Consider the following 12527-nt stretch of genomic DNA (forward strand, 5'->3'; position numbering starts at 1 on the left):
TTCACTTTTCGCTTCAACCCGTTGCCCTGCCGCGCAGGCCAGAGGCCGTCATGCTGGAGGCGGCCCACCACGATCCCCGGCGAGATGCCTAGGCCGGCGCATGTACCTGTCAGGTGGGCCTTCGGCCTCCCTCGTGCTCCCCGCGCCGCGCTCGGGGGTCCGGGGGCCGGAGGCCACCGGCAAGGGGGGCGCGGGGGAGCTCGGCTCCCCCCGGCGACACAGCCCGAGCCGCCCCGCGCGAAGCGCGCTCCCGGGCGAGGACCTTGCGGTCAGGGGGTCAGGACGGGGTGAGGTCGGCTTCGATGTAGGTGGCGGTGGCCTGGAGGCGGGGCAGGAGGTCGCGGCGGGCCTGGGCCAGGGTCATCCGGCTGGCGTGGGTGGACACGTTCACCGCCGCCACCGTCGTGCCCGATCGGTCGCGGATGGGGACGGCCAGGGAGCGGAGCCCTTCCTCCAGTTCCTGGTCGACCATGGCCCAGCCCTGGGCGCGTACGAGGTCGAGTTCGGCGTGGAGGGCCGGTGGCTGGGTGATGGTGCGGGCGGTGAGGGGGCGCAGGCGGGCGCGGGTGAGGTAGGCGTCGAGGGCGGCCGGGGGCAGGGCGGCGAGGAGGACGCGGCCCATGGAGGTGCAGTAGGCGGGGAAGCGGGTCCCGATGCTGATGGTGACGCGCATGATGCGGGCGGTGGCGACGCGGGCCACGTACACGACGTCCTCGCCGTCGAGCACGGCCACGGACGCCGATTCGTGGACGTCGGCGGCGAGGCGTTCCAGATGGGGCGCGGCGACTTCGGGGAGCGACAGGCTGGAGAGGTACGCGTACCCGAGCTCCAGGACGCGGGGAGTGAGGGAGAACAGCCGGCCGTCGTTCCGCACATATCCCAAATCCGTCAATGTCAGCAAAAAGCGCCGGGCCGCCGCCCGCGTGAGCCCGGTGGCCCGCGCCACGTCGCTCAAGGTCAGCGCGGGCGAGACGGCGCTGAAGGCGCGGATGACGGCGAGCCCACGGGCCAGCGACTGGACGTGATCAGCCATCGGAGATCCCTTGACAGGGGGCGGTGAGCGCGTATGTTCCCGCGTAGCGGGGGGTGTTCGACCAGAGAATAAATGTGCGCATAGCGAACAGACAATCGGGAGAACATCGTGCGTCTCGCTCTCGCGGTCCCCCTCGTCCTGTTACTGGCCGCCGCGTGCGGCGGACCCCAGGCCCCGCCGGGCGAGGGCACGGGCGAGGGCACGGGCAAGGACAAGGTCAACGCCGGTGTCATCGCGATCGTCGACACCGCGCCGATCCACCTGGGCAAGGCCAAGGGGTTCTTCGACGAGCAGGACATCGACCTGACGATCACCCCGGTCCAGGGCGGGGCGGCGAGCATCACGGGCGCGGTGAGCGGGCAGTTCCAGTTCGCCTTCGCCAACACCACCTCGCTGCTGACGGCCAAGCAGCAGGGGCTCGACATCAGGGTGGTGGCCAACGGCGTCTCCTCGACCGGCGAGCCGGGCAAGGACTTCAGCGCGGTGCTGGTCAAGCCGGGCAGCCCGATCAGGTCGGCCAAGGACCTGGCGGGCAAGAAGGTCTCGGTCAACCAGTTGAAGAACATCGGCGACACCACGATCCGCGCCTCGGTGCGCAAGGACGGCGGCGACCCGGACGGCATCGAGTTCGTCGAGCTGCCCTTCCCCGACGCCCCGGCCGCGCTGGAGAACGACAGGGTGGACGCCATCTGGGTGGTGGAGCCGTTCGTGAGCCAGGCGATCAGCCAGGGCGCCCGCCCGGTGGCGTGGAACTTCGCCGACGCCGCCGACGCGCTGACCGTGGCCATGTACTTCACCACGAGCCGGACCGACCCTGACCTGACCAAGCGGTTCACCGCGGCGATGCGCAAGTCGCTGGAGTACGCCGACACGCATCCGGACGAGGTGCGCCAGGTACTGTCGACGTACACGAAGATCGCGCCCGAGGTGATCGAGAAGATCTACCTGCCGAAGTGGCCCGCCGAGGTGAACCGCGCGTCGGTGCAGACGATCGCGGACCTGGCGCTGGCCGACGGCGTGCTGAACGCCGAGATCGACGTCTCGGAGCTGGTGCCGTGAGCCGGCCGCACCACGGGCTGCTCGGGCTGATCGGGCCGGCCGGGCTGCTGGCCGTGCTGGAGGCGGCGCCCCGGCTCGGGCTGGTCGATGAGCGGTTCCTGCCTCCGGCTTCGGAGATTCTGCGCACGCTCGCCGGCGAGCTGGCCACGGCCGGGCTGTGGGTGGCGCTGGGCGAGACGATGCGCGGCTGGGCGGCCGGGCTGGCGCTGGCGTTCGCGCTGGCGGTGGCGGCCGGGGTGGTGATCGGCGTCGTGCCGGGGCTGCGGGCGGCGACGAGCTCGACCGTGGAGTTCCTGCGGCCGATCCCGTCGGTGGCGCTGGTGCCGCTGGCGACGCTGCTGTTCGGGCCGTCGCTCGGGTCGACGTTGCTGCTGGTGGTGTACGCGTCGTTCTGGCAGGTGCTCATCCAGGTGCTGTACGGGGTCGCGGCGGTCGATGCGGTCGCCGACGACACCGCTCGCGCCTACGGGCTGTCGGCCTGGTCGCGGGTGCGGCACCTGGTGTGGCCGACCGCGCTGCCGTACGTGATGACGGGGCTCAGGCTGGCGGCGGCGGTGGCGTTCATCCTGGCGGTCACCGCGGAGCTGGTGATCGGCAGCCCCGGGCTGGGCGCGCAGATCCAGGTGGCGCAGAGCAGCGGCGCGGTCTCCACCGTGTACGCGCTCGTCGTCGTCGCCGGGCTGATCGGCATCGGCGTCAACACCGCCGTACGGCTGCTGGAACGCCGGGTGCTGGCCTGGCATCCGGCCGTGCGCGGGGAGGTGGCCGGGTGAGGGTCGTCAGGCTGCTCGGGGTGCCCGCGCTGCTGGTGCTGGTCTGGTGGGCGGTCAGCGGCGGGTCGTTCTACCTGCCGAGCCCGGACCGGGTCGCGGTGGCGTTCGCCGAGACGTGGCTCTCCGAGCGGCTGACCGGCGACGTGCTGCCCAGCGTGGGACGGCTGCTGGCGGGCTACGCGCTGGCGGCGCTGCTGGGGATCGGGCTGGGCGTGCCGATCGGGCTGTCGCCGAGGCTGCGGGCCACGCTGGAGCCGGTACTGGAGTTCTTCCGGGCGATCCCGCCGCCGGTGCTGGTCCCGCTGATCATGCTGCTGGCGGGCATCGACACGCCGATGAAGGTGCTCGTCATCGTCTCCGGCTGCGTGTGGCCCGTCCTGCTCAACACCGTCGAGGGCGTGCGCGCGCTGGACGGGGTGCTCGCCGACACCTGCCGGATGTACGGGGTGCGCGGCGGGTCGAGGCTACGCAGGTTCGTGCTGCCCGGGGCCGGCCCGCAGATCATGGCCGGGCTGCGGCAGGCCCTGTCGATCGGCATCATCCTCATGGTCATCAGCGAGATGTTCGCCAGCTCCAGCGGGCTCGGGTTCACGATCGTGCTGTTCCAGCGGCAGTTCCAGATCGCCGAGATGTGGAGCGGCATCCTGCTGCTCGGGCTGCTCGGGCTGGGCCTCTCGCTGCTCTTCCGCCGCCTGGAGCGGCGGGTCCTGTCCTGGTACTACGGCAGCGGAGCCGCGCGTGCTTGAGATCGACCGGCTGGGAAAGACGTACGAGAGCCTGGGACGCAGCGTCGAGGCGATCCGGTCGCTGACGTTCGAGGTGGCGGCCGGGGAGCTGGTGTGCGTCGTGGGGCCGTCCGGGTGCGGCAAGACGACGCTGCTGCGCATGGTCGCCGGGCTGCTCCCCGCGAGCACCGGCGAGGTGCGGCTGGACGGGGTGCCCGTCACCGGGCCGCCGCCGCGCATGGCGGTGGTCTTCCAGGAGTACGGCCGCAGCCTGTTCCCGTGGATGACCGTGTGGCAGAACGTGGAGTTGCCGTTGAAGGAGAAGAAGGTGCCCGCGCCGAGGCGCCGGGAGCTGGTCACGCAGTCGCTGGAGTCGGTGGGGCTGGCCGACGCCGCCCAGGCGCATCCGTGGCAGCTGTCCGGCGGCATGCAGCAGCGGGTGGCGATCGCCCGCGCGGTGGCGTACGAGCCTCAGGTGATGCTGATGGACGAGCCGTTCGCGGCCGTCGACGCGCAGACCCGGGCGGACCTGGAGGACCTGATCCTGCGCCTGTGGCGGGACCTGGAGGTGACCACGCTGTTCGTCACACACGATATCGACGAGGCCGTCTACCTGGGACAGCGGGTGATCGTGCTGTCGTCGTCGCCGACGGTCGTCACCGAGGACCTGAAGATCGACCTGCCGCCCGACCGGGACCAGCTCAAAACCCGGTCGCTGCCCAGGTTCGGCGAGCTGCGCGGGCACGTCTACGCACGGATCCAGGCGGCCCGGGGATGACGACGGTCAGGGACGCCACGTTCGAGGTGCTGCGCCGCACCGGGCTGACGACGATCTTCTGCAATCCGGGCTCGACCGAGGTGTCGCTGCTGACCGGGCTGCCCGACGACCTCACCTTCACGCTCGCGCTGCACGAGGGGTCCGTGGTCGGGATGGCCACCGGCTGGGCCATCGGGCACGACGCGCCCGCGCTGGCCGTGCTGCACACCACGGCCGGGCTGGGCAACGCCGTCGGCGCCATCGCCACCGCCCGGGTGAACCGGGTGCCGCTCGTCATCCTCGTCGGGCAGCAGGACCGGCGGCACCTGGCTCTGGAGCCGTTCCTGGCCGGGCGGCTGGCGGGGCTGGCCGGCGACTACCCGGTGCACGTCGACCAGCCGGTCCGGGCGCAGGACGTGCCCGGAGCCGTGGCCGCCGCCTGCCACCGGGCCGTCACGTACCGGGGGCCGGCGCTGGTCGTGGTGCCGATGGACGACTGGGCGGCGCCGTACGAGGGCGAGACCCCCGCGGCGCCCGCGCGGCTGGTGCGGGCGGAGGCGGCCGGTGACGTGGGGCCGCTGGCCGCGATGCTGGCCGGGGCGCGCTCCCCCGCGATCGTGGCAGGGGCGGGGGTGCGCGCCTGGGAGCCGCTGGTCGCGCTGGCGGAGCGGCTCGGGTGCCCGGTGTGGCAGGAGTCGTTCGGCGCGCGGGCCGGGTTCCCGCAGGACCATCCGCAGTACGCGGGCGTGCTGCCGGCCGACCGGCCGCGCCTGCGGGCCGCGCTCGCCGGGCACGACGTGGTGCTCGCCGTGGGTGCGCCGGTGTTCCGGCAGTACCCGTACGCGCCCGGGCCTCTGGTGGAGCCGGGCACTCTGGTCGCGCTCGTCACCGACGACCCCGAGGAGGCGCACCGCAGCCCGGCCGACCTGGCCTGCCTGGCCGCACCGGCCGCCGCCTGCGCCGCCCTGCTCGGCCTGGTGCCCGCCCGGCCCGTGACGGCCGTCCCCCGCTTGCGCGCCGAGGCACCCGGGCCGCCCCCGGGCGGGCGGCCGTTGCGGCCCGCCCACGTGCTGGCGGAGCTCGCCGCCCGGCTGCCCCGGGACGTGGTGCTCGTCGAGGAGACCCCGTCGTCGCGGCCCGACCTGCACCGGCTGATGCCGGCGCGCAACCCGCTCGGGTTCGTGTCGGCGGCGATGGGCGGGCTCGGGTTCGCGCTGCCCGCCGCCGTCGGGCTGCGGATGGCGCTGCCGGACCGGCCGGTCGTGGCGGTCGCCGGCGACGGGTCGGCCCTCTACGGCGTGCAGGCCCTGTGGAGCGCCGCCCACTACCGGGTGGGCGCGCTGTTCGTGGTGCTCGCCAACGGCCGGTACGCGATCATGGACCGGCTGGCCGACAAGCAGGGCGGCAAGGCCCCCTGGCCGGCCTTCGACGAGGTGAGCGTGAGCGGCCTGGCCAGGGCGCTCGGCTGCGAGGCCAGGCGGATCGACGACCACGCCGCGCTGACGGCGACGCTGGACGAGGTGATCCCGGCCCTGCGCACCCGCCCCGACCCCCTGCTGCTGGACATCCAGGTGAGCGTCGACCCCGACTTCCAACCCTGAGCCCAGGCGGTGGCGGTTTGTGGGATATGGCCGGTATCGTCACGAAATGGAGAGACGTCTGGAGGCGGAGCCGGAGTTCCGGGCCAGGCTCGTGGTCGAACCCGGGAAGCGGGTCGTGACCGGCGCCGCCGGGTTCTTCGCGCGTAATCGTCCTCTGGTCCAGCATGCGATGCGGGCCGCCGGCGAGGGGCCGGGGGTGTTGCGCTACTACTGGCGGGGCGCGGACCGGCGGCTGTACCGGGTGAGCGTCGAGGTGTCCGTCACCGGGCGCGGCACCGTGACCGGGCTGGAGGCGCGGCGGTGCGAGGCGCCGTTGGGGCTGACGGAGCGCGAGCACGAGGTGCTGACCTGCGTGGCCGTCGGCATGACGAACCCGGAGGCGGCCGAGCGCGTCGGGTGCGGGGCCCGTACCGTGGCCACGCATGTCGAGCGGATCCTGGTCAAGCTGGGCGCGCCGACGCGGACGGCGGCGGCGGCGCTGGCCGTGGACGAGGAGGCGCTGCTGGCGCCGTTCTCCGGGCCGGAGGGGTTCGCGGTCACGGCGGTGGGCCGGGTGACCGGCGGCTGCGCCCGGGCCGAGCCGGCGCCGAGGCCGGGGCCGGGCGGCGGGTCCGTCAGGCGGCCGATCCGGCTGGGCGCGATCTACCCGCTCGACGGGCCGAGGCGGTTCGACGCGCTGGCGATGCGGCGGGGCGCGGCGATCGCGGTGGAGGAGGTCAACGCGCGCGGCGGCGTGGGCGGGCGGCGGATCGACCACCTGGCGATCGAGGTGTCCGGCGACACGGACGGCGACCTGCTGCGCGCGGTGGAGTACCTGCGCTCGCACGACGTGGACGCCATCACGCTGGGCAACGTGAGCCCGCGCTACCACCTGGGCGCGATCACCCTGGCGGCCGAGTACCGGGCGCCGCTGATGCACGCGATGGTGTCGCCGTCGATCACCGAGCACGTGCACGACAATCCCGGCATGCTCGGGCAGACGTTCCAGGTGTGTGCCACCGAGACGGCGTACTTGTCCGGGTTCGTCCGGACGTTGGATCTGCTCGACACCTCCGGGCAGTGGCGGCCGGACAACCGGCGGCTGGTGGCGCTGGTGCGCGAGGACGACCACGACCCGCACCGGGCCGCCGAGCTGGACGAGCTGGCCGGGGCGCGCGGCTGGGACCTGGCCGCGATGGTGCCGATCGCCGACACGCGGGTGCCGTGGCCCGAGGTGGTGGCCGGCATCCAGGCGATCGAGCCGGCGGCCGTGCTGGTGTGCACGTACGTGGAGGACGAGCTGCGCCGGTTCCTGGAGGAGCTGCGCGGGTCGGGCAGCCGGTCGCTGGTCTACACGGTGTGGACGCCGACGATCCCCCGGTTCGAGGAGCGGATGGAGGGGCTGGCCGAGGGCCTGCTGTGGTCCACGGTCATCGGCACGTACGGGGACCCGGTGAGCGCCAGGTTCATGCGCCGCTACCGGCACGCCTACGGGGACGAGCCGGGCAGCGGCAGCGCGGCCATCCACTACGACATGATCCACATGCTGGCCGGCGCCTGGTCGGAGGTCGGCAGGCCGTGGGACTTCGGGGCGGTGGTGCGCTCGCTGCGCGAGGGCGTGCACCGGGGGGCGGCGGGCCCGTACTACTTCGGCGGGCGCGGCCAGCGGGCGCTGGCCTACCCGGACGACACCTGGGACGCCTCGCTGGCCCACGCACACCTCGTCCACCAGGTGCAGGACGGCCGCAGCCGGGTGATCGCGCCGGTGGAGCTGGCGCAGCACGCCTTCCGCGCCGAATCAGCCCGGCCCTGACAGCACCGGTTCACGGCTCCGGCTCAGCCCAGCCATGACGGCGCGGCGGGCGAGCCGAGCCCGGCGCCGCCGTCGGCGGCCAGCACGTGCCCGTTGACCCAGGCCGACTCGCCGGAGCAGAGCCACAGCAGGCTGGGCACGATGTCGCCGGGCCCGGCGACGCGGCCGGCCGGGCTGCCGGCGGCGACGGCCTCGACGTAGGCGGCCGGGACCGGGTTCAGCGCGGAGCCCACGTCGACGAAGCCCGGGGCGACGGCGTTGACCCGGACGCCCAGCGGGCCCAGCTCCAGCGCGAGGCCGCGGGTCACGGCCTCCAGCGCGGCCTTGGATGCGGCGTAGACGGTGGTGCCGGGGCGCGGACGGCCCGCCCCGCCCGAGCTGGTGAACACGACGGCGGCCGGGCGGCCCGCGCACAGGCCGGCCAGCGTGGTGGCGGCCATCAGCGCCGAGCGGGTGTTGACGGCCATGACCCGGTCGAACAGCTCCTCGGTCGACTCCAGCGCCCGCCGCGCCGGGAACAGCCCCGCCACGTGCAGCAGCGCGTCCAGCGGGCCGTGGGACCGCCACGCCTCCCGCACGACGGCCGCGGCGGCGCCCGGCTCGGCCAGGTCGGCGGCCAGCTCGGCGCCGGCCCCGGGCGCGTCGGCGGCGACCACCCGCGCCCCCTCGCGCGACAGCGCCGCGCAGGCCGCCGCGCCGATCCCGCCCGCCGCGCCCAGCACGAGCACCGTACGGCCGGCGAACCTCACGAGCCGTCCCCGGCGCGGAAGGCGCGGGCGACCTCCTGGCAGGTGCGGAAGGCCAGCGGCCGTTCCAGGCAGGCGTCGAGGAAGCGCTCCAGCCCGATCATCCGGTGCCCCCGGCCGATCACCTGCGGGTGGAACGTCAGCACGCACACGCCGCCCGGCTCCTCCCGGACCATGTAGTCCACGTCGTCCAGGAAGTTGCCGAACACCGTGCCCGGATCGCGCAGCCCCGGCATGATCGCCGTGTCCGTCCGCAGATACTCGAACTGCGGGTAGTCGTCCAGCGACCAGGAGACCGGCAGCTCGACCAGCGGCGTCGGCTCCCCGAACCGGTACGGCCCGTCGGCGTCGGCCACGTCGCCGCGCCTGGCGTAGTAGGGCGTGTAGTCGGTGCCCATCAGGCTGGAGTCGTACTCGCAGCCCAGCTCCAGCAGCACGTCCACGGTCGAGGCGGTGAAGTCCCAGCTCGGCGTCCGGTTGCCGGTGGGCTCGTAGCCGGTGACCCTCCTGATGGAGTCGCGGGCCCGCACGGCCGCCGCGAGCTCGCCGGCCCGGTCGAGCTTCGACACCGGCTCGTGCGCGTAGCCGTGCAGGGCGATCTCGTGCCCGGCCTCGGCGATGGCGGCGCACTCGGCCGGATAGGTGTCGACGGTGTGGCCGGGGACGAAGAACGTCGCGGTGATCCCGCGCCTGGCCAGCGCCTTGAGGATGCGCGGCATCGCGTGCGCGCCGAACTCGCCGCGCGAGACCGGCCCCGGCGACGTCATCCCGCGCGCCAGCCAGAGCGAGATGGCGTCGAAGTCGAACGTCAGGCAGATCGTGCTCTCAGGCATGGCCCTCCTCAGGGAAGCAGACCTCGGGTACGGCGCCGGGCTCGAACACGTCGTCCAGCCGCCACCGCTCGTACGGGTGCGAACAGGGCGGCTCCGGCGCGATGCTGAGCTCCCGCCGGTTCAGGTCCATCAGCACCGAGTAGACGGTCGTCACCACCTCGGCGGCTGGGGCGTCCGGGTCGGCGTGCCGGCAGATGCTGTCGGGGTGGGAGTAGTGGTCGCGCAGCGCGGCGACGAGGTCGCGCGGCTCCAGCGTGCGCGCGGCGGCGGCGTCCTCCAGCAGGTGGCGCGCCCTCGCCGGCCGCAGCAGCGTGAGCGCCGAGGTGGCCGCCTTCCTGTCGGTCAGCGGCAGCGGGCACTGGAAGTGGTTGGAGTGCGTGATCAGCCCGCCCTCCGGCAGCAGCGCGCCGAACACGCCCGGCGCCACCTCCAGGTCGATCGCCTCGCCTCCGGCGTCGGCGATGAGCAGGTTGCCGGAGGAGATCCGCGTCACGTCCAGCGCCTTGCGGTGCGCCTCGCTCATCGTGCGCGACTGCAGCACGCCGCGCAGCAGATAGTGGTACGGCACCCCGGCCCCGCCGGTGTCGCGGTCGGAGACCAGCAGGTTCGCGCACACGCCGAGCCCCGCCGAGTTGAGTCCCGACTTGGCCAGCATCCCGGCCTCGGCCAGCGTCAGCACCGCGAACCCGTCGGTGTCGCGGGTCGCCAGCAGGAACGTGACCGGGCCCTGCTCCGGGTGCCAGTCCCAGTTCTGCGCGAGCAGCGTGTGGCCGTCGCGGGTGTGCTTGCCGATGGCCGCGACCGAGGTGCATCCCTCGTCCCGGTAGCCGGTCCCGTACAGCATCTCGGTGCGCGCGTTGAGCGCGGTGATGTGCTCGACCGGCCGGCCCGCGCCGGCGGCGAGCCCTTCGAGCATCCGCGCGATGCGGGGGTCGTAGTCCCTGGCGACCTCCAGGTAGGTGGCGCCCCAGCGGCGCACGTCGGCGTCGCCGAGCCCGGCCTGGTCCCGGAAGCGGCGCAGGTAGGTGCCGAGGCTCTGTTCGACCAGGCCGGCGGTGCGGCGGCCGAGCTCGGCGCCCATCTCCTCGTAGGTGCCCTGGACCGCGACAACGGGTGGGTTCATGGTCGGTTCCCTCCTAGTGCAGGCGCCGGTGGGCGGTCTCCCGCATGCCGATCACGACGAGGAGCGTGACGAACGCGGAGACGATCGGCAGCACCACGGGCGACATGTCGGACCCGGTGAGCTGGATCGCGCCCGTGGCCACGAACGGCGCCGTGCCGCCGAACGCCATGACCGCGAAGTTGTAGCCGATGGACATCGTCGAATACCGCAGCTTCGTCGGGAACATCTCCGACAGCGCCGCCGGGCCGGGTCCCGAGAACATGGCCAGGACGACCGCGATGACGATCTGCCCGGCGAACACGCCGAACGTGCCGCCGTGCTGCAGCAGCAGCATGACCGGCCAGCTCAGCACCAGGAACCCGGCGGCTGCCGCGATGAGCAGCGGCTTGCGCCCGACCCGGTCCGACAGCGCGCCGAACGAGGCGATGCACACGGTCAGCACGACCAGCCCGACGATGTTGGAGGCCCGCGCCACGCCCGGGTCCACCCCGGCCACGTCCGCCAGCCAGGTCGGCAGGTAGGTGAGGAAGAAGAAGTACGCGACCGTCCACAGCATGGTGAAGCCGAACCCGCGCAGGATGCTCGGGAACTCGGTGCGCAGCCCCTCCTTGAGCGGGCTCTTGGCCGTCGCGCCCTTCTCCTGCTCCTCGGCGAACGCCGGCGTCTCGTCCAGGCCGTACCGGAGCCAGAGCGCGGCCACGGCCGTCAGCGCCGACAGCAGGAACGGGATCCGCCACGCCCAGGCGAGCACCTGCTCCTCGGTGAAGATCGTGGAGTTGAGCGCCACCACGCCGGAGGCGAGCAGGAAGCCGGCCGCCGTGGAGACCTGGTTGAAGCTGCCGAAGAAGCCGCGCCGCCGCGCCGGGGCGTACTCGACGAGGAAGGCCGCCGAGCCCGCCCACTCGCCCGCCACCGAGAAGCCCTGCACCATCCGCAGGACCACCAGCAGCAGCGGCGCGAGCACGCCGATGCTCTCGTACGTGGGCAGCAGGCCGATCAACGTGGTGGCCGCGCCCATCAGGAGCACGCTGACCACCAGCGCGATCCGGCGGCCGAACTTGTCGCCCACGTGCCCGAACGTGATCGCGCCGAGCGGGCGCATGAGGAAGCCGACGGCGAACACCGCGAACGTGTAGAGGGTGCCGACGAGGCCGTCCGATTCGGGGAAGAACAGCTTGCCCAGTGTGGCGGCGGTGTAGCCGTACACCAGGTTGTCGTAGTTCTCCATGATGTTGCCGAAGGAGCCGGCGACGACGGCGCGCATGGAGCCGCCGGTCCGGTTCAGGGTGCTGTTGTCGCTCATCGCGACCTCTCACTTCTCGGGGGGGTCATGAGGCGGTGTAGCCGCCGTCGACCGGCAGCAGGACGCCGGTGACGAACGACGCGCGGGGCGAGGCCAGGTAGGCGACCGCCTCGGCCACGTCGGCGGGGTCGCCCGGGCGGGCCATCGGGGCGCGTTCGATCCGGGGCCTGAGCTGGTCGTCGGAGAGCTGCCGCAGCAGCGGCGTGACGAACACGCCGGGCAGCACGGCGTTGACGCGGATGCCGCGGCCGGCCAGCTCGACGGCCGCGGTCCTGGTGAGCATGTGCAGCCCGGCCTTGCTGACCTGGTAGGCCACGGAGGAGGGCGGCGAGGGCGGGCCGGGCGGCGGCACCTGGCCGTAGACGGAGCCGATGTTGACGACGCTGGCGTGCGGGCTGGCGGTCAGCTCGGCGGCGAAGGCGCGGATGCCGGTCCACGGCGCCCACAGGTTGGTGCGCAGGACCCGGTCCCAGTCGTCGTCGGCGGTGTCGAGCAGGCCGCTGCGGGCGCTGACGCCGGCGTTGTTGACGAGGATGTCGAGCCGGCCGTGGGTGGCGCGGACGGTTTCGGCGAAGGCGTCCCAGGAGTCGCGGTCGCGTACGTCCAGGGGGTGGTAGAGGGCGCCGGCCGACGGCGGGCGGTCGTCGCGAAGGTCGCCGTAGACGACCTGGGCGCCGCGTGCGCGCAGGCCGTCGACGATGGCGGCGCCGAGACCGACGGCGCCGCCGGTGACGGCGGCGACCAGTCCTTCGAGCTCCATGGTCCTCCCTCCCTACCGGCGT

Annotated in this window: 12 protein-coding genes; 6 read left to right on the top strand and 6 right to left on the bottom strand. The window is 73.6% G+C overall.

What is annotated here, in order from left to right:
* Positions 1 to 277 precede the first annotated feature (277 nt).
* A complete protein-coding gene (locus ACBI99_RS12780; protein ID WP_375072363.1) occupies positions 278 to 1033 on the bottom strand; it encodes an IclR family transcriptional regulator C-terminal domain-containing protein in 756 nt (251 codons plus the stop codon).
* Between the two features lie 108 nt (positions 1034 to 1141).
* Between ACBI99_RS12780 and ACBI99_RS12785 the strand changes: the two genes are divergently transcribed.
* The 6 genes from ACBI99_RS12785 to ACBI99_RS12810 are packed head-to-tail and all read left to right on the top strand — an operon-like array spanning position 1142 to position 7740.
* The gene (locus tag ACBI99_RS12785; protein ID WP_364173515.1) at positions 1142 to 2092 is read left to right on the top strand and encodes an ABC transporter substrate-binding protein; all 951 of its coding nucleotides are present in this window, start codon (positions 1142 to 1144) and stop codon (positions 2090 to 2092) included.
* The gene (locus ACBI99_RS12790) at positions 2089 to 2865 is read left to right on the top strand and encodes an ABC transporter permease (RefSeq protein WP_219500650.1); all 777 of its coding nucleotides are present in this window, start codon (positions 2089 to 2091) and stop codon (positions 2863 to 2865) included. The genes ACBI99_RS12785 and ACBI99_RS12790 overlap by 4 nt, the downstream gene beginning before the upstream one ends.
* The gene (locus ACBI99_RS12795) at positions 2862 to 3611 is read left to right on the top strand and encodes an ABC transporter permease (RefSeq protein ID WP_357584277.1); all 750 of its coding nucleotides are present in this window, start codon (positions 2862 to 2864) and stop codon (positions 3609 to 3611) included. Before ACBI99_RS12790 ends, ACBI99_RS12795 begins: the two co-directional genes overlap by 4 nt.
* Positions 3604 to 4368 carry an ABC transporter ATP-binding protein gene (locus ACBI99_RS12800; protein WP_375072364.1) on the top strand — a complete coding sequence of 255 codons (765 nt, stop codon included), beginning with the start codon at positions 3604 to 3606 and terminating at the stop codon, positions 4366 to 4368. The genes ACBI99_RS12795 and ACBI99_RS12800 overlap by 8 nt, the downstream gene beginning before the upstream one ends.
* Positions 4365 to 5948 carry a thiamine pyrophosphate-dependent enzyme gene (locus tag ACBI99_RS12805; protein WP_375072365.1) on the top strand — a complete coding sequence of 528 codons (1584 nt, stop codon included), beginning with the start codon at positions 4365 to 4367 and terminating at the stop codon, positions 5946 to 5948. Before ACBI99_RS12800 ends, ACBI99_RS12805 begins: the two co-directional genes overlap by 4 nt.
* A gap of 46 nt (positions 5949 to 5994) precedes the next feature.
* On the top strand, positions 5995 to 7740 hold the full coding sequence (locus ACBI99_RS12810) for an ABC transporter substrate-binding protein (RefSeq protein ID WP_375072366.1): 1746 nt from the start codon (positions 5995 to 5997) through the stop codon (positions 7738 to 7740).
* A 23-nt stretch (positions 7741 to 7763) separates the two neighbouring features.
* On the opposite strand, the gene ACBI99_RS12815 is transcribed toward ACBI99_RS12810, so the two are convergent.
* From ACBI99_RS12815 to ACBI99_RS12835, 5 genes are read right to left on the bottom strand one after another with little or no spacing between them, the layout of a single operon-like run.
* Positions 7764 to 8489, bottom strand: coding sequence for an SDR family NAD(P)-dependent oxidoreductase (locus ACBI99_RS12815; RefSeq protein WP_375072367.1), 726 nt, complete (start codon positions 8487 to 8489; stop codon positions 7764 to 7766).
* Complete coding sequence (locus ACBI99_RS12820) at positions 8486 to 9319, bottom strand: polysaccharide deacetylase (protein ID WP_219500639.1); 834 nt, start codon at positions 9317 to 9319, stop codon at positions 8486 to 8488. Before ACBI99_RS12820 ends, ACBI99_RS12815 begins: the two co-directional genes overlap by 4 nt.
* Entirely contained in the window at positions 9312 to 10442 is a 1131-nt protein-coding gene (locus tag ACBI99_RS12825; protein WP_219500638.1) for a C45 family peptidase, read from the bottom strand. Before ACBI99_RS12825 ends, ACBI99_RS12820 begins: the two co-directional genes overlap by 8 nt.
* Positions 10443 to 10455: 13 nt before the next feature.
* On the bottom strand, positions 10456 to 11745 hold the full coding sequence (locus ACBI99_RS12830; RefSeq protein WP_219500636.1) for an MFS transporter: 1290 nt from the start codon (positions 11743 to 11745) through the stop codon (positions 10456 to 10458).
* 25 nt (positions 11746 to 11770) lie between these two features.
* Positions 11771 to 12505 (bottom strand): SDR family NAD(P)-dependent oxidoreductase, encoded by a 735-nt coding sequence (locus ACBI99_RS12835; protein ID WP_375072368.1) that lies wholly within the window; start codon positions 12503 to 12505, stop codon positions 11771 to 11773.
* Between the last annotated feature and the right edge of the window lie 22 nt (positions 12506 to 12527).

This window comes from Nonomuraea sp. ATR24 (genome assembly GCF_041950485.1).
GTDB classification, from domain to species: Bacteria; Actinomycetota; Actinomycetes; order Streptosporangiales; family Streptosporangiaceae; genus Nonomuraea; species Nonomuraea ceibae.